The 20222-nt window shown below is 60.4% G+C and carries 22 protein-coding genes; 17 read left to right on the top strand and 5 right to left on the bottom strand.

Features of this window, described 5'->3' with window-relative positions; all coding sequences use genetic code 11:
• Positions 1–6: 6 nt before the first annotated feature.
• From FHT28_RS17165 to FHT28_RS17155, 3 genes are all read right to left on the bottom strand, one after another.
• Positions 7–810, bottom strand: a complete 804-nt coding sequence (locus FHT28_RS17165; protein ID WP_047556458.1) for a helix-turn-helix transcriptional regulator — start codon at positions 808–810, stop codon at positions 7–9.
• Positions 807–1172 (bottom strand): nuclear transport factor 2 family protein, encoded by a 366-nt coding sequence (locus FHT28_RS17160; protein WP_092573898.1) that lies wholly within the window; start codon positions 1170–1172, stop codon positions 807–809. The genes FHT28_RS17165 and FHT28_RS17160 overlap by 4 nt, the downstream gene beginning before the upstream one ends.
• Positions 1173–1274: 102 nt before the next feature.
• Positions 1275–2051, bottom strand: coding sequence for a TSUP family transporter (locus FHT28_RS17155; RefSeq protein ID WP_131511992.1), 777 nt, complete (start codon positions 2049–2051; stop codon positions 1275–1277).
• Positions 2052–2210: 159 nt separating this feature from the next.
• Between FHT28_RS17155 and FHT28_RS17150 the strand changes: the two genes are divergently transcribed.
• The 14 genes from FHT28_RS17150 to FHT28_RS17085 all read left to right on the top strand — a co-directional run bounded on the left by FHT28_RS17150 (position 2211) and on the right by FHT28_RS17085 (position 15476).
• Entirely contained in the window at positions 2211–2615 is a 405-nt protein-coding gene (locus FHT28_RS17150) for a cobalamin biosynthesis protein (RefSeq protein WP_047556760.1), read from the top strand.
• Between the two features lie 160 nt (positions 2616–2775).
• Positions 2776–3735 (top strand): nucleoside hydrolase, encoded by a 960-nt coding sequence (locus tag FHT28_RS17145; protein ID WP_047556462.1) that lies wholly within the window; start codon positions 2776–2778, stop codon positions 3733–3735.
• Positions 3736–4034: 299 nt separating this feature from the next.
• A complete protein-coding gene (cobA, locus tag FHT28_RS17140; RefSeq protein WP_168596844.1) occupies positions 4035–4883 on the top strand; it encodes a uroporphyrinogen-III C-methyltransferase in 849 nt (282 codons plus the stop codon).
• Entirely contained in the window at positions 4880–6187 is a 1308-nt protein-coding gene (locus tag FHT28_RS17135) for a cobyrinate a,c-diamide synthase (protein WP_092573890.1), read from the top strand. The genes cobA and FHT28_RS17135 overlap by 4 nt, the downstream gene beginning before the upstream one ends.
• Positions 6184–7182 carry a threonine-phosphate decarboxylase CobD gene (gene cobD, locus FHT28_RS17130; RefSeq protein WP_168596843.1) on the top strand — a complete coding sequence of 333 codons (999 nt, stop codon included), beginning with the start codon at positions 6184–6186 and terminating at the stop codon, positions 7180–7182. Before FHT28_RS17135 ends, cobD begins: the two co-directional genes overlap by 4 nt.
• The gene (gene cbiB, locus FHT28_RS17125) at positions 7179–8159 is read left to right on the top strand and encodes an adenosylcobinamide-phosphate synthase CbiB (protein ID WP_037202546.1); all 981 of its coding nucleotides are present in this window, start codon (positions 7179–7181) and stop codon (positions 8157–8159) included. Before cobD ends, cbiB begins: the two co-directional genes overlap by 4 nt.
• 121 nt (positions 8160–8280) lie before the next feature.
• Positions 8281–8709 (top strand): L,D-transpeptidase, encoded by a 429-nt coding sequence (locus FHT28_RS17120; RefSeq protein ID WP_037202544.1) that lies wholly within the window; start codon positions 8281–8283, stop codon positions 8707–8709.
• A gap of 227 nt (positions 8710–8936) precedes the next feature.
• Entirely contained in the window at positions 8937–9215 is a 279-nt protein-coding gene (locus tag FHT28_RS17115; RefSeq protein WP_003502893.1) for an acyl carrier protein, read from the top strand.
• Positions 9216–9337: 122 nt separating this feature from the next.
• The gene (locus tag FHT28_RS17110; RefSeq protein ID WP_037202542.1) at positions 9338–9811 is read left to right on the top strand and encodes a 3-hydroxyacyl-ACP dehydratase FabZ family protein; all 474 of its coding nucleotides are present in this window, start codon (positions 9338–9340) and stop codon (positions 9809–9811) included.
• Positions 9812–9854: 43 nt separating this feature from the next.
• A complete protein-coding gene (locus FHT28_RS17105) occupies positions 9855–11060 on the top strand; it encodes a beta-ketoacyl-ACP synthase (RefSeq protein ID WP_168596842.1) in 1206 nt (401 codons plus the stop codon).
• Between the two features lie 11 nt (positions 11061–11071).
• The gene (locus FHT28_RS17100; RefSeq protein WP_047556477.1) at positions 11072–12358 is read left to right on the top strand and encodes a beta-ketoacyl-ACP synthase; all 1287 of its coding nucleotides are present in this window, start codon (positions 11072–11074) and stop codon (positions 12356–12358) included.
• A gap of 157 nt (positions 12359–12515) precedes the next feature.
• Complete coding sequence (locus FHT28_RS17095) at positions 12516–13544, top strand: zinc-binding dehydrogenase (RefSeq protein ID WP_037202538.1); 1029 nt, start codon at positions 12516–12518, stop codon at positions 13542–13544.
• A gap of 5 nt (positions 13545–13549) precedes the next feature.
• Positions 13550–14482, top strand: coding sequence for a lipid A biosynthesis lauroyl acyltransferase (locus FHT28_RS17090; protein ID WP_037202857.1), 933 nt, complete (start codon positions 13550–13552; stop codon positions 14480–14482).
• A gap of 271 nt (positions 14483–14753) precedes the next feature.
• Positions 14754–15476 (top strand): PAS domain-containing protein, encoded by a 723-nt coding sequence (locus FHT28_RS17085; RefSeq protein WP_037202536.1) that lies wholly within the window; start codon positions 14754–14756, stop codon positions 15474–15476.
• A 186-nt stretch (positions 15477–15662) separates the two neighbouring features.
• Here FHT28_RS17085 and zigA read toward each other — a convergent pair whose 3' ends face one another.
• Together zigA and FHT28_RS17075 are read right to left on the bottom strand one after the other, a co-directional pair.
• On the bottom strand, positions 15663–16868 hold the full coding sequence (zigA, locus tag FHT28_RS17080) for a zinc metallochaperone GTPase ZigA (protein ID WP_168596841.1): 1206 nt from the start codon (positions 16866–16868) through the stop codon (positions 15663–15665).
• A 91-nt stretch (positions 16869–16959) separates the two neighbouring features.
• Complete coding sequence (locus tag FHT28_RS17075) at positions 16960–17913, bottom strand: zinc ABC transporter substrate-binding protein (RefSeq protein ID WP_168596840.1); 954 nt, start codon at positions 17911–17913, stop codon at positions 16960–16962.
• A 100-nt stretch (positions 17914–18013) separates the two neighbouring features.
• On the opposite strand from FHT28_RS17075, the gene FHT28_RS17070 reads away from it, so the two are divergent.
• From FHT28_RS17070 to FHT28_RS17060, 3 genes are read left to right on the top strand one after another with little or no spacing between them, the layout of a single operon-like run.
• The gene (locus FHT28_RS17070) at positions 18014–18907 is read left to right on the top strand and encodes a metal ABC transporter ATP-binding protein (RefSeq protein ID WP_037202533.1); all 894 of its coding nucleotides are present in this window, start codon (positions 18014–18016) and stop codon (positions 18905–18907) included.
• The gene (gene znuB, locus FHT28_RS17065) at positions 18900–19727 is read left to right on the top strand and encodes a zinc ABC transporter permease subunit ZnuB (RefSeq protein ID WP_168596839.1); all 828 of its coding nucleotides are present in this window, start codon (positions 18900–18902) and stop codon (positions 19725–19727) included. Before FHT28_RS17070 ends, znuB begins: the two co-directional genes overlap by 8 nt.
• Positions 19724–20122: a Fur family transcriptional regulator gene (locus FHT28_RS17060; RefSeq protein ID WP_037202531.1), complete on the top strand. Its 399-nt coding sequence runs from the start codon at positions 19724–19726 to the stop codon at positions 20120–20122. The genes znuB and FHT28_RS17060 overlap by 4 nt, the downstream gene beginning before the upstream one ends.
• Positions 20123–20222 lie beyond the last annotated feature (100 nt).

The following is a 20222-nucleotide window of genomic DNA, read 5'->3' as shown; positions in this document are numbered from 1 at the left end:
CCGCTGCTAGCTGCTGGGGATCATCGTCTTCAGCAATTCGGCGGTCTCAGGGTCCGCGGGGAAGAAAGATTCGATTGCCAGCTCCGATAGAGTCACGTCGACTGGCGTTCCGAAGATAGTCGTTGTCGAGATGAAGGAGAGGCGGCCCGCTTCGGTGAGAAGCTCAAGCGGCACCGCGATGCCTGCAAAATCTCGGTCGGAGGGGCCAGATTTCTGTGCCGGCGGCGCGGGATAGGCGGAAAGCTCCTGCAGCAATTTTATGAGCACAGGATCGCCTGTCGCGGTGGTCTGTTGGCGCAAGCGCTCCAACAGATGGTTGCGCCATTCGGGCAGATTGACGATCCGGGGCGCCAGTCCATCTGGATGCAGGCTGAGCCTCAGCACATTGACAGGTGGATTGGCGAGCGAGATATCGGCGATGCCGGCAAGAAGCGGCGCGACTGCGGCGTTGGCGGCGACCAGCGTCCAGTGACGGTCGATCGCCAGCGCCGGAAAGGGCTCGTGGCCTTTCAATAGCATATCGATCGCGCGCCATGCCGGTGCAAGTGCGGGGTCGTCCAGCTTGCGCTCGGGAAACACGGGCGCAAATCCTGCCGCCAGAAGCATCGGATTGCGTTCGCGCAGCGGCACGCCGAGCCGTTCGGCGAGATGCATCAGCATCTCGCGGCTGGGAAGCGAGCGCCCGCTCTCGATGAAGCTGAGATGTCGTTGTGAGATGTCGGCTTCGAGGGCGAATTCCAGCTGGCTCAAACGGCGGCGTTGCCGCCATTCGCGCAGATGGTCGCCGAGAGAGCGGGCCGTCGTCATCATGCGGCCACCGGCAGCTGATCGATGAAGCCGTGAACGGACTTCAGGCGGTCGCCCTCGAGAATGGCGAAATCCGTGCCCTTGATCAGCGGCTCGGCGTCAGCCGGGCCGAAGCCCCAGGAGAAGCGGAGATTGTCACCATGGCGGTCGCCGTCCGTGATCAATGTGAAGCGGAAGCCCGGGAAGCGCTCGTGCGCTGCCGTGACCAGCGCGTGGATCTGCTCGCGATCGCCGGCGCGCATCAGTGGATCGATATAGCTGCAGCTTTCGGTCCATGCTTCGGCGATAAGGGCACGCCGGCGTTCGGAATCCGTCTCATTCCAGATGGCAATATAACGTTCGGCAATGGCGGTTGCATCGGTCATCGGTCAACTCCTTTGGATCGCCTGAACCGTTCAGGCAGGGCGATCATGGGCGAGCTCCAAACCACTATCAATTACGTCGGAGGTAATCAAAGATGCCGATTGTTACAGCCCGAGCCAGATCCGCACGGGATGGGTCGGGTCTGCAAGAAGCTTGACCGCGAAGGCGATGCAGACGACGACGAGCAATGGCTTGATCAGCCTGGCGCCGATGCGCATGGCCAGCCGCGAACCCGCTTGCGCGCCGAGGAATTGGCCAAGCCCCATGATGAGGCCCACCTTCCACAGAATGACGCCGGAAAAGATGAAGACGATCATGCTGCCGAGATTCGAGCCGAAATTGAGCAGCTTCGTATGCGCCGTTGCCTTCAGCAGGCCAAAACCCGCGAGGGTCACGAAGGCCAGCATCAGGAATGAACCGGTGCCGGGCCCGAATGCGCCGTCATAGAAGCCGATCAGCGGCACGAGGGTTACGCCGAATAGCCTCGCGCTCATGCGGCGATGCTTCTCGACATCGCCGAGGTTGGGCTTGACGGCGAAGTAAAGTGCGATGGCGATCAAAAGGAAGGGCAGGGTGATGCGCAGCACGTCGCTTGGCATGATGGTCGCCAGCATCGCGCCGAGCATGCCGCCGATCACGGCCATCAGCGCCATCGACAGCTGTTCGCGAAGCTGCACATGTCCCTGCCGGGCATAGGCGATGGTCGCCGAGGCCGCGCCGCAGATCGACTGCACCTTGTTGGTGCCGAGCGTCTGCAGCGGTGGAATGCCGGCCAGCAACATGGCGGGCACGGTGACCAGCCCACCGCCGCCGGCGATGGAATCGACGAAACCGGCGAAGAAGGCGGCGGCAAAGAGCAGGAGCAGCAGTTGAAATGTCATGTCTTGCAAGGCAGGGACTCTAGGGCATGAAATCAAGGCGCCTTCTTGCACTCCGGTCGCGCCAAGGCAATTGCCTGCGAGACACACCAGGTGAAATTGACGGGTCGGGGACGGGTGGGTAGATGTGTGATGTCGATTGCAGCCGCTGGAGGATTGAGTATGACGACATATGCCGGCTGCCCCCGCCGCTATGTTCTTGGTCTGGGCTGCGAGCGCGGCACGGACTGGAATGACGTGCGCATGCTTGCTGAACGAGCCTTGCACGAGGTTGGAATCGGAAGCGAGCAGTTGCTGGCGGTCGTCTCGATCGATACGCGCATCGATGAGCCTGCCATCCTCGAGGTCGCCACGCATTTTCGTCTGCCGGTGCGTTTTTTCAATGTGGCCGCGCTGGAGCGGGAGACGCCCCGCCTGAAGAACCCGTCCGAGCTGGTTTTTGCTCATGTCGGTTGTCATGGCGTTGCCGAGGCGGCGGCGTTGGCGGCTGCCGGCGCCGATGCCGAGCTCGTGCTTCCCAAGATCAAGTCAGCGTTTGCCACGGCTGCGATCGCTAGGATCGGCTGAAGGCTAGCCGCTGCTCACAGCGTGCAAACGGTATGTGCGATATCGTGGCCGTATTTCACCCACTTCGGTTCTCGTGTATGCCGGTAACTCAAGCATGATCTCGGATGTAGCGGTATTGCTTAAAGATCAAGTTTCATCAGTATGTTATCAAGGAAAACTCATGCATAAGGTCATATACGATACGGATCCGGGCGTCGACGACGCCATGGCGCTTCTCTTCCTGCACCGTCACCCGGGTATCGACCTTCTCGGCGTCACGACGGTCTTCGGCAACGCCTCGGTTGATACGACGACCCGCAACGCGCTGTTCCTCAAGCGCGAGTGGAATATTCCATGCCCGGTCGCCCGCGGCGCCAGCATCACCTTCGATCCCTCGCGGCAGGAGCGGCCGTGGCCGACCATCGTTCATGGCCACAATGGTCTCGGTAATATCGCCGTACCTGAGACCATCGATCTGCCGACCGATCCGCGGCCGGCTTATCAGTTCATCATCGATACCGTTCGCGCCAATCCGGGCGAGGTGACGTTGGTTGCTGTAGGCCGCATGACCAATCTTGCTTTGGCCCTGAAACACGATCCGGAAATCGCCTCGCTCGTAAAGGGCGTCGTGATCATGGGCGGCAATTTCTATGTGCCGGGCAATGTGTCACCCGTGGCTGAGGCCAATATCCATGGCGATCCGGAAGCTGCCGATCTGATCATGACGGCATCCTGGAAAGTAGTCGTTGTAGGTCTCGATGTGACTGGTGCGACGACGATGGGCCGCAGCTATCTGGCCGACATGGCAAAGGCGGGCGGGCCGTCCGTGCAGCTGCTCTCCGACCTGTCGCAATCCTATATCGATTTCTACAGCCATTTGGTCGAAGACGGCATGATGGTCCACGACAGCTGCGCCTGCGTCTATGTCGTGGCTCCCGAATTGTTCGACACGATCGAGGGGTCGGTGCGCGTCGTCTGCGGCGGCATTGCCGATGGCCAAACGATTATCAAGCCGAACGGCCGTCACTTCCCGCCGGGCGATTGGGACAGTCTGCCGAGTCAGATCGTCTGCACGGGCATTCGGTCGCAGCAGGTTGTCGATCTGATCCGTGACGTGATCCTGGACGAGGGGAAACACTGAGCCTTACGCGAAGGGGCGATCGCGTGCCGCCTTCGCTATCCCTCTTTCCGTGGAACAGCCGTTCCATCAGCTTATCATATGGTTATTTGAGTTTCCGGACAGATTGAGTCCGGAAACCATGCCTTCGATCGAGGTGTTTTTTCCGTTTCCTGTCGCCGCTAGAAAAGCCGATAGCGCGCCGTCACCTCTGCGGAGGGTTTCGGTCCCCTAGTATTAGCGATGGAAACGACGTCGGCGGTCGCCGTCTTATCCCGTTCTCAACATTGCAATTTCGGCGATCCGGGCATAGGACAAATGGGATGAACGATACCGCATTTTCGAATCTGCCGGCGCTTGAGCCGGGCTCCGTCTGGCTTGTCGGCGCTGGGCCAGGAGATGCAGGGCTGTTGACCCTGCTGGCGGCCAAGGGGCTGGCCGAGGCGGATATCATCGTGCATGACGCGCTCGTGAATGAAGACTGCCTGAAGCTCGCCCGCCCGGGGGCGGTGCTGGAATATGCAGGCAAGCGCGGCGGCAAACCGTCGGCCAAGCAGCGGGACATTTCGCTGCGTCTCGTGGAGCTGGCGCGCGCGGGCAAGCGCGTTTTGCGCCTGAAGGGCGGCGATCCATTCGTTTTCGGGCGTGGCGGCGAGGAAGCGCTGATGCTTGTGGAACATGGTATTCCCTTCCGTATCGTGCCCGGCATCACGGCCGGCATCGGCGGGCTTGCCTATGCGGGAATTCCCGTCACCCATCGCGACATCAACCACGCCGTTACCTTCCTGACCGGCCATGATTCTTCCGGCGTCGTGCCTGACGCCATCAACTGGGAGGCGATCGGCAAGGGATCGCCTGTTATCGTCATGTATATGGCGATGAAACATATTGCCCAGATCAGCGCCAATCTCATCGCGGCCGGCCGTTCGGTGGATGAGCCGGTTGCTTTCGTCTGCAATGCCGCCACCTCCTCCCAGCAGGTGTTGGAAACGACGCTCGGACGCGCGCCTGCCGATATCGAAGCCTCCGGTCTGGAACCTCCTGCGATCGTCGTCGTCGGCGACGTGGTGAGATTGCGGCCCTCGCTCGATTGGCTCGGCGCTCTCTCAGGACGCAAGCTTGTGCCTGTCGCGGAGGTGCGGGCTGGAAACGGACATAAGGTGTCGGCATGAGCGGCCTCCTGATTGCCGCACCGGCATCCGGCTCCGGCAAGACCACATTCACCCTTGGCCTATTGAGAGCGTTGCGGCAGAGGGGTATCGCAGTCGCATCGGGCAAGGCCGGCCCCGACTACATCGATCCTGCCTTTCATGCTGCGGCAGCGGGTTCGCCTTGTCTCAATTTTGACCCCTGGGCCATGCGCGCCGAACTCATATCCGCCAATTCGGCACTTCACAGGGCCGGTGCGCGGATGCTCGTGATCGAAGGCATGATGGGTCTGTTCGATGGTGCCGCTGACGGCTCCGGCACGCCAGCCGATCTTGCGGCCTTCCTCGGTCTTTCCGTCGTGCTTGTTGTCGATGCCTCGCGCATGTCGCAATCGGTTGCGGCTCTTGTCAGCGGCTTTGCCAATTTCCGTGCCGATATCCGCATCGCCGGCGTCGTGCTCAATCGTGTTGCCAGCGAAAGGCATGAGTCGATGCTGCGCCGGGCGCTGGACGCGGTGCGGATGCCGGTTCTCGCCGTCATCGGCAACGAGGCGAGCCTCGCTCTGCCGGAAAGGCATCTCGGGCTGGTGCAGGCCGGGGAGCATGCCGCATTGGAGCATTTTATCGAGGCTGCGGCGGGCATCGTGTCCAAGGCATGCGATTTCGAGCTGTTGCTGCGCGCCGCGCAACAGAATGTCGTGCGTCCATCGACAGCCAACATCGCGCGACTGATGCCGTTCGGGCAGCGCATCGCGGTGGCACGCGATATCGCATTCGCCTTCTGCTACGAGCATATGCTGCTCGGTTGGCGGCGGCGCGGCGCGGAGATCTCCTTCTTCTCTCCCTTGGCGGACGAGGGGCCGGCGGCGGACGCTGACGCCGTCTATCTTCCCGGCGGCTATCCCGAACTGCATGCGGAAAAGCTTGCGAACTCCTATCATTTCCAGTCCGGCGTGAGGGATGCAGCGGCGCGCGGGGCGCGAATCTACGGCGAGTGCGGCGGCTACATGGTGCTTGGCGACGGATTGGTGGATGCGGCCGGGGCTCGCCACGAGATGCTCGGTCTCCTGCCCGTGGTGACCAGCTACGAAAAGCGACAGCGCCATCTGGGCTACCGGCGCGTAACGCCGCTTGCCGGCTCCTTCTTCGAAAAGCCGATGACGGCGCATGAGTTTCACTATTCGACCATCGTTTCGGAAGGCGAGGCGGATCGATTGTTTGCGGTCAGGGATGCGCTTGGCGCCGATCTAGGCGCGGCCGGTCTTCAGCGCGCCAATGTCGCGGGTTCCTACATGCACCTGATCGATCTTGCCGGGGACGCGGCATGACAAGCAGGATCGTCCACGGCGGCGGCATCACCGCGGCGGCTCGCCAGTATGGCGGACGCCCGGAAGACTGGCTTGACCTCTCGACCGGCATCAACCCCAACCCGGTCGCCCTGCCGGAGGTGCCCGTTTCGGCCTGGCACCGGCTGCCGGACCAGCATTTGCAGGAGCGTGCGCGGGAGGCGGCGAGGGGCTATTACCGCAGCGGCGATATCCTGCCCTTGCCCGTTCCCGGTACGCAATCGGTCATTCAGCTGCTTCCCAGGCTCGTGCCCAACGGCAGCGTTGCGATCCTGTCGCCGACCTATGGCGAATATGTCCGGGCGTTCACGCTCGCAGGCCTTCCTGTACGCCAGGTTTCGGGGATAGCTGATCTTACTGCTGAAGACAGGCTCGTCGTCGTCGTCAATCCCAACAATCCGGATGGGCGGAGGCTGTCAGTCGATCAGCTGCGCGATTTGCACGACAGACAACGCCGGCAGGATGGTATCCTGCTGGTCGACGAGGCCTTTGGCGATATCGAACCTGAGGCGACCCTTGCGCCATATGCCGCCTCCATGCCCAGCCTCATCATCTTCCGGTCATTCGGGAAATTCTTCGGCCTGGCCGGTTTGCGGCTCGGTTTCGTGATCGCCGAAGCGTCGATTGCCGCCCAGTTCGAGGATTGGCTGGGTCCCTGGGCCGTGTCCGGTCCGGCGCTGTCGATCGCTGCCTCGTTGATGGAGCGCGACACGAGCGCCGTGCGCGATCGTATTTTACAAAGGCGCCTTGCGCTGGAGACGGCTCTCCATAGGTTCCATCTGCATGTTGCCGGAGGCACGGCCTTGTTCGCGCTGGTTGCGGACGACCGCGCAGAAGGCATATATAAGCATCTCTGCCGCCACCATATTCTGGTCCGCAAGTTCGATTATGCGCGCAATTGGCTGCGCTTCGGTCTCGCTCCGGATGAGGAGGCAGATCACAGACTCGCCGGGGCACTAGAGGATTATTCGACATGACCGCCGACGAACATTTGCTCATTCTCGTGCTTGCATTGCTGCTGGATCGCATCGTCGGCGATCCCGATTGGCTTTGGCAGCGTGTGCCGCATCCCGTCGTGCTGTTCGGCAAGGCGATTTCGTCCTTCGACAGCCGGTTCAATGCAAAACATCTGCCCGGCGTGCTTCGTCGCCGCAACGGTATGATGTCGATCATCGCCTTGCTCATGGGAGCCGTTATCGTCGGCTGGGCGATCCACGGCTTGCTCGCCTTCTTCGGCTGGCTCGGCATATTGGTCGAAGCGGCGCTGGTCGCGGTGTTCCTGGCGCAGAAGAGCCTGGCCGATCATGTCGGTGAGGTCTCGCGGGCGTTGCGGAGCAACGGCCTGGAGGGCGGCCGTCTTGCGGTGTCGCGCATCGTCGGCCGCGACCCCGAGACCTTGGACGAGCCTGGCATCTGCCGGGCGGCGATCGAAAGCCTTGCCGAGAATTTCTCGGATGGCGTCGTGGCGCCGGCGCTCTGGTACGGCATTTTCGGCCTGCCGGGCCTGTTTTTCTACAAGATGCTCAACACAGCTGATTCGATGATTGGCCATAAATCGGAGACCTATGTCGACTTTGGACGGGCGGCTGCACGTTTGGACGATATCGCCAACTGGCCGGCCGCACGATTGTCGATCCTGCTGATCGCCGTCGGCGCCCTCGTCAAGCGCGGGATCTCGGCGCTCGGAAATGCGATCCGAGTCGCGGTCCGGGACGGCGGGCTGCATCGGTCGCCGAATTCCGGCAGGCCGGAAGCGGCGATGGCCGGCGCCCTGGACATTCAGCTTGCGGGGCCGCGGATCTACGGTGGTGAGGTCGTGCGTGAGCCGATGATCAATGGCGCGGGCCGTGACACGGCCACCGTCAGCGACATCGAAGCAGGAATCTCGATCTTCTATTCGGCATGCTCAATGCTGACGCTTTTAGCCTTTTTGGGCTTCCTGCTGCTGCTGTGAGCGACTATCTATATTAATGAATTGCTCACTATATGTATTAATATGGTATAATTGACGGCCTGTTAGGCTTTCCCATCGTCTGAATTGCTTCGGAATGAAGCAAACGGTCGGAGGGGATAAGATGAAATATAGCGTTGTGGCTGCAGCCGTATGTCTATGTATGGAATTGCATGCTGGATCAGTGCAGGCGGGAACTGTTCTCGCGAAGGTGGATCTTCGGTCGCAAACAATGACCGTTTCGGAAGATGGTGTTTTCAAGTATCGGTGGAAAGTTTCGACGGCGCGTAGGGGTTATGTTACGCCGACAGGCTCCTATACGGCGAAATGGCTTTCGAAAGATCATCGCTCAAAGAAATACGACGACGCGCCGATGCCCTATGCTGTGTTTTTCAATGGCGGTTATGCTGTCCACGGCACCTATGAGGTGAGGCATCTCGGCCAGCCCGCTTCGCACGGCTGCGTGCGGCTGGAGACCCGTAATGCCGCAACCTTCTTTTCCATGACTGCGGATGTAGGCCTCAGCAACACGCGGATTGTCATCAGCGAGTGAGCGTCTCACACCGTGCGAATTTGTTCGCAAGGCTGGTATAGCCGTAATGCTGCCGCATCTTGCACGCATGTCGGCCGCGATCCGGCCGATGGTGGCGTGAGGACTGCCTTTGCTGTTTGCGCAACAGTCATCCGCCAAATTGCCGGGGTTTCTATTGGAAAGCATTGGCTTTTGGACTGGATTTCCCTATGAGGGGGATTGAATTATTATTTCAAGAGGTATGGGCAGTGACTGCTACATTTGACAAAGTTGCCGACATCATCGCTGAGACCAGCGAAATCGACCGTGAGACGATCACTCCGGAAAGCCACACGATCGACGACCTCGGCATCGACAGCCTCGACTTCCTGGACATCGTGTTCGCCATCGACAAGGAATTCGGCATCAAGATCCCGCTCGAGCAGTGGACGCAGGAAGTCAATGAAGGCAAGGTTTCGACCGAAGAGTACTTCGTGCTGAAGAACCTTTGTGCCAAGATCGATGAATTGCGCGCCGCCAAGGGCTGAGCAACATTCTTGCATTTTTTGACGCCCAGCCGCCCCTGAATATGGCGGCCGGGCGGTTTCATTCTTAAATAGCGTATCCCGCCCGTAGCATCGTGCGCTGTCGGGTTGGAGCGGAGGCGTTGATGCTGCTGGAATATTTCCAGATGATCGACAGGGTCGTGTCCGTCGATCTGTCCAAGGGCCAGTTGAAGGCTCATTCTGTGGTTCCGGCGAAAAGCCCAGTTTTCGAAGGCCATTTCCCCGGCATGCCGCTTGTTCCGGGCGTTCTGCTGATCGAAACCATGGCGCAGGCTTCGGGCATGCTGGTGCTGGCGGTAACCAAGTTCGCCTATATGCCGTTTCTGATGTCGGTCGATGGCGCCAAGATGCGCACCTTTGTCGAGCCGGAAGCCGAGCTCGATATCGAGGCCGAGCTGGAGCACGATGGTTCCGGCTTCGCCGTGACCAAGGCGCGCATCACCATTGCGGGGAAGAAGATCTGCGATGCGCAGTTGAAGCTGCGCACCGTGCCGTTTAATGAGGTGCCGCTTGCCGACATCGTGCGTAGGCGGGCAGGCGAGGTCGGTCTCCTCGACGCCATCGCGGCCAACGGTTGATGCTGCCGGCTCGCATTGCGCCGCATTCTAAGAGGATTGATGAATGAGCAAGGCTCAGAATGATGTGGTGATCACGGGTATCGGCATCGTCACCTGTCAGGGTGTCGGCAAGGATGCGCATGTCGCCCTGCTGACATCGGACAAGACGCCCCCGACCATCGTGGAAACCGAGAAATTCAAGCCCTATCCGGTGCATCCGCTGCCTGAGATCGACTGGTCGCAGCAGATCCCGAAGCGCGGCGATCAGCGGCAGATGGAAAACTGGCAGCGTATCGGCGTCTTCACTGCCGGACTGGCTTTGGACGATGCAGGCTTCAAGGAAGATCTGGAAGCCTGCGGCAGCATGGACATGATCGTCGCGGCCGGCGGCGGCGAGCGCGACCTCAATGTCGATACGCTGATCGTCAACGAGGCCTTGAACCGTAACGATCGCGAAGTGCTCTTGAACGAGAAGCTGACGACCGAACTGCGGCCGACCCTGTTCCTTGCACAGCTTTCCAATCTGCTCGCCGGCAATATCTCGATCGTCCACAAGGTCACCGGCTCGTCACGCACCTTCATGGGCGAGGAAGCCGCCGGCATCTCCGCCGTCGAGACCGCCTTCCATCGCATCAAGTCGGGTGAATCGAGCCATGCCCTGGTCGGCGGCGCCTTTTCGGCCGAGCGGCTCGACATGATCCTGTTGATCGAATCCATCAATGCACATGCCATCGGCGAATGGCATCCGCTGTGGTCGCGCACGCCGGACAATGGCGGCGGCATGATCATGGGGTCGCTCGGCGCGTTTCTCGTGCTCGAATCCCGCGCCCATGCCGAAGGCCGCGGCGCGCATATTTATGCGAGCATCGATTCGATCGAGGGGGATCGCGGCAGCCGTGACGGAGGTAGGTTCGAGGCACGATTGGAGCGTATGCTCACATCAGCCAAAGAGGGCAAGGGCGATACGACCGTCATCTTCTCCGGGACGACGGCAATTACCGATCTTGCCCAGCGCGAGAAAGCCGTTCTCGAGGCACAGCTTCCCGCCTCGGCCATTCGCGGCTACGGCGGAGTTTCCGGCCATGGGCTTGAAAGCCAGTTTCCGCTCGGGATTGCTTTCGCGGCGCTCGCCCTCGCCAATCAGGCCAAGGTGCCGCCGTTTGATGCCACAAATGAAAAGCCGATGACGGCCGGTGCGCGCAAGGCTGTGGTAACGACTGTCGGCCATGCGCGCGGCGAAGGCATCGCCGTACTTTCCGCCGAAGCGTGAGGAACAAGATCATGACCGCATCCGCTTACAAGGATCATCTGGGGCGTCCCATCGTTGCCGTCACCGGCATGGGAATCATCACTTCGCTCGGTCAGGGCCTGCAGGACAATTGGAACGCGCTTTCGTCGGGCACCTCCGGCATCCATAATATCACGCGCTTCCCGACGGACGGGCTTTCGACGCGTATCGCCGGCACGGTGGATTTCATCGATATTCCGGCGCCGAATGCCGTTGAGCGATCCTATGCCTTTGCACGCGAAACAACCATTGAGGCTTTGGCCCAGGCCGGCATTTCCGGTGATTTCGATGCGCCGCTGTTCCTTGCCGCGCCGCCGATCGAGCCGGAATGGAGCGCCCGCTTCGAGCTTGCCGATCGTTCGCCGCCGGCGGATCATCAGGGCGACGCCTATGAGCGTTTCCTGGCCGCCATGCGCCAGCGCCCGGATGCTGTCTTCCACGAAGCGGCGCTCTTCGGGGCCATTTCCGAGCGCCTTGCCGACCGTTTCGGTACGCGCGGCCTGCCGATAACGCTATCGACGGCCTGTGCGTCCGGCGTGACCGCCATCCAGCTCGGCATCGAGGCGATCCGCCAGGGCCGGACGACGCGGGCTCTGACGGTTGCGACCGACGGGTCGCTCAGCGCCGAGGCGCTGATCCGCTTCTCGCTGCTGTCGGCACTTTCGACCCAGAACGATCCGCCGACCAAGGCATCCAAGCCGTTCAGCAAGGACCGTGACGGCTTCGTCATAGCGGAAGGTGCTGCGACGCTGGTGCTGGAATCGCTGGAGGCGGCGATTGCGCGCGGCGCCAAGATCCTCGGCATCATGAAGGGTGCGGGCGACAAGGCGGACTCCTTCCATCGCACGCGTTCCTCGCCCGACGGCGGCCCGGCGATCGCGACGATTCGCGCGGCGCTGGCCGATGCCGGCATGGATGAGAGTGATATCGGCTATATCAACGCCCACGGCACATCGACGCCGGAAAACGACAAGATGGAATATGGCGCCATGTCCGCTGTCTTCGGCGAGCGGCTCTCGGCCATTCCCGTTTCGTCGAACAAGTCGATGATTGGCCATACGCTGACGGCGGCGGGCGCAGTCGAGGCGGTGTTCTCGCTGCAGACCATGCTGACCGGCACGCTACCGCCGACCATCAACTACAACAATCCGGATCCGTCGATCGTTCTCGACGTCGTGCCGAACAAGAAGCGTGAAAAACAGGTAAAGGCGATCCTTTCGAACTCCTTCGGGTTCGGCGGCCAGAATGCCAGCCTTGTCATGGCGCTTGAACCGGCTTAATCGGACCTTTGAAGAACAAGACACTGGAGCGAGACGACGTATCTTGAAATCGTCGCCTCGCTCCAGGACTATTGGATGTGGCATGATCTTGTCCGAAAACCGCTTCGCACTTTTCGGGATCGTGCCTTAGGACGCCTAAAAGGCGAGGGATTTTGTCATGCGTGCTTTGCAACTGGTTGACGACCGCAAACTTGAGATCACCGATCTGCCAGAGCCAGACGCTCCCGGCGCGGGCGAGGTGACGCTGCGCGTCAAGGCCGTTGCCCTCAATCACATCGACGTCTGGGGCTGGCGGGGCATGGCCTTTGCCAAGCGCAAGATGCCGCTTGTCATCGGTGCGGAAGCCGCCGGCGTGGTCGAGGCGATCGGGCCGGGCGTGGCCAACGTGCTGCCGGGGCAGCTCGTCTCGATTTATGGTGCGCGCACCTGCGGCCTTTGCCGTCATTGCCGCGAAGGCCGCGACAATCTCTGTGAGAATGTCAGCGGTGTGCATGGCTTCCATCTCGACGGCTTCGCACAGGAGAAGGTCAATCTTCCGGCGCGCCTGCTGGTTCCGGCGCCTCCCGGCGTCGATGCGATCGGCGCGGCACTCGCCCCCGTCACCTTCGGTACCGTGGAGCATATGCTGTTCGACAATGCCAAGCTGGAGCCGGGCGAGACGATCCTCGTCCACGCCGGCGGCTCGGGCATCGGCACCGCGGCTATCCAGCTTGCCAAGAAGATCGGCTGCACTGTCATCACGACAGTCGGCTCCGACGACAAGATCGAGAAGGCCAAGGCGCTGGGTGCCGATCATGTCATCAATTACCGCACCGACCGCTTCGAGGGTGTGGTGCGCAAGCTGACGAAGAAAAAGGGTGTCGACGTCGTTTTCGAACATGTCGGCAAGGATACCTGGGCCGGCTCCATGCTCTGCATGAAGCGTGGCGGTCGCCTCGTGACCTGCGGTTCGACCTCGGGTGTGTCGACCGAAATGAACCTGATGATGCTGTTCCAGCAGCAGCTGAAGCTCTTCGGTTCCTTCGGCTGCCGCATGGAGAACATGGCGAACGCCATGCAGAAGATGGCGCGGGGCCTGGTGCATCCGGTGATCGACACCGAGGTAAGCTTCAGCGATATCGACCGGGCGCTGGAACGGATGGAATCGCGCCAGATCTTCGGCAAGATCATCTTGAAGATGGATTGAGCCGCGTGAAGCTCGTCATCACCCGGATCGTCCTCTCGCTCAGAAATTTCCGGCAATGGCTGGTGGCGCAGGTCATCTTCGGTTTCCTCAATTTTCTGAAGCTGTTTCCGGCGGATGGCGGCATCAGGTTTGCCGATTGGTTGACCCGCAAGATCGGTCCGCGCATGCGCCGGCACACGTTGATGCTGACCAACCTGCGTAACGCCTTTCCGGAAAAGAGCGAGGCGGAGATCGAGAAGATCGCGCTCGCGAGCTGGGGCAATATGGGGCGGCTGGCGGCGGAATATGTCTTTCTCGACCGGCTTTTCGATTTCGATCCCCATAGCGACAAGCCGGGCCGCGTCGAGGTTTCGGGTATTCCGATCTTTCTCGATCTCAGGGATAACCCGCGGCCATTCATCGTCTTTACCGGCCATACCGGCAATTTCGAGTTGCTGCCCGTCGCCGGTGCTGCCTTCGGCCTCAAGGTGACGGTGCTGTTTCGCCCGCCGAACAATCCCTATGTCGCCAAGAAGGTTTTTGACTTTCGCGCGAAACGCATGGGGAATCTCGTACCATCGCATGCGGGGTCATCATTCGCCCTTGCCAGGGAACTGGAAGCGGGCGGTGGCGTCGGCGTGCTGGTCGATCAGAAATTTCGCAAGGGTTTGAAGACCTTGTTCTTCGGCCGGGAGGTGAAAACCAATCCGCTTCTGCCGAAGCTCGTGCGCCAGTTCAACTGCGAGGTCTATCCGGCTCGTTGCATCCGCCTGCCAGGCAACCGCTATAGGTTGGAAATCGAGCCGAAGCTGGAGATGCCGCGCAACGAGTTGGGCAATCTCGATTTGCCGGCGACGGCGCAGATGTTGAACGACAAAGTCGAGGGCTGGGTGAGGGAGAATCCCGAGCAATGGCTCTGGTATCATGATCGCTGGAACATCAAGAAAACTGTCTTCTAGACTTCTGCCAAGCTCGTGCCAGAGCAGGTCTTATGTTTCTCCAGGTCCAGTCTTCATACAGTCATTCGGCCCAGTAAGCCTTTCATTTCAGAAAGTTCGCCTTTTCCGAGAACTTCCACTCATCTGGATTGAAAGTGAGGGTAAGTCATGTTAATTCACATGATAGAAAGTCTGGTGAGAATGCGGACACCAGACTGATTATCCTTGGGCATGTCAGCGTCGGGAAACGAGGCCTCGGTGTTTGACTATGGTCAGGGACAGGAGGGCAATTTTGCTGGCACTCTTTCATGCCTTCTCCACGAAATGTAACCAGATTCAGCGTGCGATAAAACTTGGCGACGATGAGCTTGTAGCGTCACTTGATCGCGAATTGGAGCCGCTTATAGCGGCTATTTTGGCCTCTAGGGCCACAAGCCTGCTTGAAATGTACATGCAGCTCCAGTTCATGAACAATCTCATCCGGGAAGAATCGGACGATCGGTCGCGGGTTGTACGCAATTCAGCGTCGCTGTCCGTGCTGATCGATCGCTATTTCGGCGGCGCGAGCGATGCTGCGGCCGAGGTCTTGATAGCATTTTCGTCCAAGAAAAAGGAACGCGACGATCTGTTTGGCTATGACGAAGGCAGCGTCTTGAACGATGTCATTCTCAACAGTCTGCCGGATCGCGTTGCCGTCATTACGCGGGATTATCGCTATCTCTACAGCAACGCTGCCAATTCGGAGTTTCTGAAATCGAAGCCGATCGAACTGGTCGGACGGCATATGTCCGAATTCATCGGTTCCGAATATTTCGAAAGCAGCGTCAGGACGAAGCTGGATTCCTGCTTCGCAGGCGAGGCGGTCGAGTGCCTCTATCCGGGCTATCATACCGTAGAGCCCGGCAAGGTCCTTCACTGCAGCATGACACCGCTTCGCACCAAGGGCGAGGTGATCGGCGCATTGCTGGTCATGCATGAAGTGAGCGCGGTCCCCGCCCACATGATGGTAGCCTGAACCCGCGTTCAGGCCCCGGTCAGCAATCTTTCGATCGAGTCCGCCGCGAGGCGGAGATCTGACCCGTTTTCCCTATTATATTCTTGATCCGGCGCTGTTCGATTGGCTTCGGAGCGCCGGCCTCGGGCTTGTCCTCGTTGCTGCATTCCATGCAGTGGCAGCGGAACTTGATCACGTTCGGCTTCTTCATGCTGCTGGCCCGTTCCAACTGGCGAAAGGGTCCGGCAGGTCTCGCCAGCGCTCCGGCGTAAATCGCTCCGCCTTGACCAGGCACGCATCCAGCTCCGCGGTGATCTTCTGCCGGTCCATGGGATCGGCGCCGATGAAGACCAATTCCTGACGGCGGTCGCCCCAGACCGGATCGAGATAGGGAGCCAGAGCCTGCTTGAAAGACGGATCGCGGGGCCATTGCTCCTGTGGCACGGCGGCCCACCACAGGCCCATTTTGCTCGTGCGGACCAGCGCGCCGGCCTGGCTCATTTCGCCGACATGGTAAGGCCGGGTCGCGAGCCAGAAAAAGCCCTTGGCGCGAACGACACCCGGCCAGGAACGATTGAGAAAGGCTTGGAATCTCGTGGGGTCGAACGGTTTCTTCGCGCGATAGACGAAGGAGCGTATGCCATATTCTTCCGTTTCGGGAACATGGTCCTTGAAGCCGTGCAACTCCTTATACCATAACGGATGCGTTTCGGCGCGATCGATGTCGAAGCGGCCGGTACCGAGAACTTCGGTCGGTTCGACCGCGCCGAAATCCGTTTCGATCAGACGTGCATCGGGATTGAGGCCGACAATGATCTTGCGTGCGGCGTCGCGTTGCTCGGCAGTGGCTGAACCGATCTTGTTGAGGATGACGACATCGGCAAATTCGATCTGCTCGACCAGGAGATCGACGATGGTCCTGTTGTCGCCGTCACCCGCTGTTTCGCCGCGATCGGCAAGGAAATCCGTCGAGCCGTAGTCCGCCAGAAGATTGGCTGCGTCGACGACCGTGACCATGGTGTCGAGCCGGGCGACGTCTGCGAGGCTGCTGCCATCCTCGTCGCGAAACTCGAAGGTTGTCGCAACGGGCAGGGGCTCGGCTATGCCAGTCGATTCGATCAGCAGATAGTCGAAACGGTCCTGCTCGGCGAGCTGACGCACCTCCTTCAGGAGATCGTCGCGCAGCGTGCAGCAGATGCAGCCGTTGGTCATCTCGACGAGTTGTTCCTCGGTACGTGAGAGATTGGCGCCGCCGTCACGCACCAGCGCGGCATCGATATTCACCTCGCTCATGTCGTTGACGATCACGGCGACGCGCAGGCCCTGGCGGTTGTTGAGAATATGATTGAGCAGCGTCGTCTTGCCGGTGCCGAGGAAACCGGAGAGGACGGTAACCGGGAGCTTCTTGTTCATGACAATCTCTTTGTAATGTAATATCATAACATTTGTTGGCGTGAAAAAAGCGAGCAATGGGCTCGCTTCCTTCGGCGATATTCAGCCTGGCTCAGGAGAGGCAGGCTTTTAGGGAGTTTGCGATGCCGCGCATCAGAGTAAAGTAGAGATCCGGCCCCTGCGGCAGCGTTGCGGCTTCCGGGTCCAGGACACCAGATTTCGCCGCCGTGCCTTCCAGCACCACATTGACCAGTTTCGGTTCGAATTGCGGTTCGGCGAAAACGCAGGTCGCGCCGAGATCGGCGACCTTGCTGTGAATTTCCGATACGCGCTGCGCGCCGGGAATGGTTTCCGGGCTTACCGTGATGGAGCCGGAAACGCGCACGCCGTAGCGATGCTCGAAGTACTGATAGGCATCGTGGAAGACGATGAAGGGCTTGTTTTTCACCGGCGCGAGTGTCGAGGCAATTTCGGTGTCGAGGGCATCGAGCTTGTCGTTCAATGCCTTCTGATTTGCTTCATAGATCAGCGCATTGGTGGGGTCGGCGGCGACCAGCGACGTGGTGATCTCGGCCACCATCGCCTTGGCATTGTGCGGATCGAGCCAGAGATGTGTGTCGAATTCTTCGTGATCGTGTGCGTGGTCTTCGCCGGCGGCCGGCTCGTCGCCGTCGTCATGCGGCTCGAAGGCGCCGCCCTCGCGGAACTTGAGCTTGGTGATGCCTGGCGCCTGATCGAGCTCGACGACGGTGGCATTGGAGCCGAGAGAGGCGAGCGGCTTCTGCAAGAAGGCTTCCATGCCCGGACCGACCCAGAAAACCACCTGCGCCTGCTGGAGGCTGCGGGCATTCGAGGGCTTGAGCGCATAGGTATGTGGTGAGGCAGCACCATCGACGATGAGATCCGGCGTGCCGACCCCTTGCATGACGGCAGCGACAAGCGAATGAACCGGCTTGATGGAGACGACGACCTTTGGGGCATCGGCTGCAGTTGCGGTGGTGCCGACAAGCAGGCCTGAAAGCAGGAGAGAGGCGGCGAGGGGAAAGAAAGCTTTTGCGACGTTCATGCGATAAGTGCCCTTGAATGGGTCTGTTATGTTATTACATCAATTGCGTTATGCTATAACGTGTGCGATAGCATGGCGCAATAGCGCAATTGGAAATTTCATGCTCTCTTCCATCGACAGCAAGAGCCGGCCCCTGGTGTCGCTCCATGATGTCGGCGTCCGCCGCGACGGTCGCTGGCTGGTGCGCGGCGTCGATTTTTCCGTGAGCCGAGGTGAGATCGTCACCCTCATCGGCCCGAATGGTTCCGGCAAATCCACCAGCGCCAAGGTGGCGATCGGCGTGCTGAAGCCGGACGAGGGGCGTGTCGATCGCATCGCCGGCCTGAAGGTCGGCTATGTTCCGCAAAAGCTTGCGATCGACTGGACCCTGCCGCTCAGCGTGCAGCGACTGATGACCTTGACGGGGCCTTTGCCGGAGAGCGAGCTGCGCGCGGCGCTGGAGGCGGTCGGCATAGCGCATCTTGCCAAGGCCGAGGTGCAGCATTTGTCCGGCGGTGAATTCCAGCGGGCGCTGCTCGCGCGTGCCATCGCCCGCAAGCCCGATCTTCTGGTGCTCGACGAGCCGGTGCAGGGGGTTGATTTCAACGGCGAGATCGCGCTTTACGACCTCATCAAGTCGATCCGCAATTCCGAAGGCTGCGGCATCCTGCTGATTTCGCACGATCTGCATGTCGTCATGGCCGCGACAGATACCGTCGTCTGCCTGAACGGCCATGTCTGCTGCCGGGGTACGCCGCAGACGGTCAGCCAGAGCCCCGAATATGTGAAACTCTTCGGCACGCGCGCGGCGCAATCTCTGGCAATCTACAGCCACCATCACGACCACACGCATCTGCCCGACGGTCGCGTGCAGCATGCCGATGGCTCGATCACCGATCATTGCCACGCCGGCGACGGCCATCACCCTGATGACCACGGCGATCATGACCACGATCACGGCGATCATCAGCACCATCATGACCATGATCATGCCGAGGGAGAGCGCCATGTTTGACGATTTCTTCCTGCGCGCCATTTTCGCCGGCGTCGGGCTGGCGCTGACCACGGGGCCGCTCGGCTGCTTCATCATCTGGCGGCGCATGGCCTATTTCGGCGATACGATCTCGCATTCGGCGCTGCTCGGCGTGGCATTGTCGCTGCTCTTCCAGCTCAATCTGACGCTTTCCGTCTTCGCGGTCGCGGCACTCGTCTCGATCCTGCTGCTCTTCCTGCAGCGGCGGCAGGCGCTGTCGGCGGATGCGCTGCTCGGCATTCTCTCGCATGCGACCCTGGCGATCGGCCTGGTCATCGTCGCCTTCATGAGCTGGGTCAGGATCGATCTCATCGCCTTCCTTTTCGGCGATATCCTTGCCGTCAGCCAGTCCGACATCCTGGTGATCTGGGGCGGCGGCATCCTTGTGCTGGCGGCTATTGTCTGGCTGTGGCGGCCGTTGCTGGCATCCACCGTCAATCCCGAGCTGGCCGAGGCCGAAGGGTTGCGGCCGGAGCGTGCGAAGTTGTTCTTCATGCTGCTGATGGCCGTGGTGATCGCGATTGCCATGAAGATTGTCGGCATCCTGCTGATTACCGCACTTCTGATCATTCCAGCGGCCACAGCGCGCCGCTTCGCTTCGACGCCGGAGACGATGGCGATTTTTGCCTCGCTCCTCGGTGCCGTCGCCGTCGTCGGCGGGCTGTTCGGATCGCTACGCTATGACACGCCTTCCGGCCCGTCCATCGTGGTCGCGGCGCTCATTCTGTTTATCATCAGTCTGCTGCCCCTCGTTCGCAGGGGCGCCGCGCCGGCGGCGGAACAGAGAGGACAGTCATCATGACCACTCCGATGCTCACCAAGAACCAGACCCTGGTTTTCGATGTCCTGACCAAGGCGGAATCGCCGCTCAGCGCCTACACCATTCTCGACAAGCTGCGCGATCAGGGATTTCGCGCGCCGCTGCAGGTCTACCGCGCGCTGGATAAGCTGCTGGAATATGGCGTCGTGCACCGGCTCGAAAGCATAAACTCCTTCGTCGCCTGCGCCCATCCGGATGAAAATTGCCACAGTCACGGGCTCGTTGCCTTCGCCATTTGCGAAAGCTGCGGCCAGGTGATCGAATTCCACGATCATGAGGTCGATCACCGGCTGATGGATTGGCTGAAGTCGCAGAAATTCAAAGCCGAGAAGTCGACCATCGAAATCCGCGGTCACTGCGCGAAGTGCGCGGCATAGGTTCGAAACCCAATCATGCATTTGATTTTGCTTGAACTGTATGATTCAATCTGGATATTTGAAGGAGATTGGCTCATGGCAGGAGAATTCTGGCTTGATG

It is taken from the genome of Rhizobium sp. SG570, from assembly GCF_012275345.1.
Taxonomy (GTDB): domain Bacteria; phylum Pseudomonadota; class Alphaproteobacteria; order Rhizobiales; family Rhizobiaceae; genus Rhizobium; species Rhizobium lusitanum.
The sequence above is the reverse complement of the archived record's forward strand: the minus strand, read 5'-3'. Positions and strand labels throughout refer to the sequence as shown.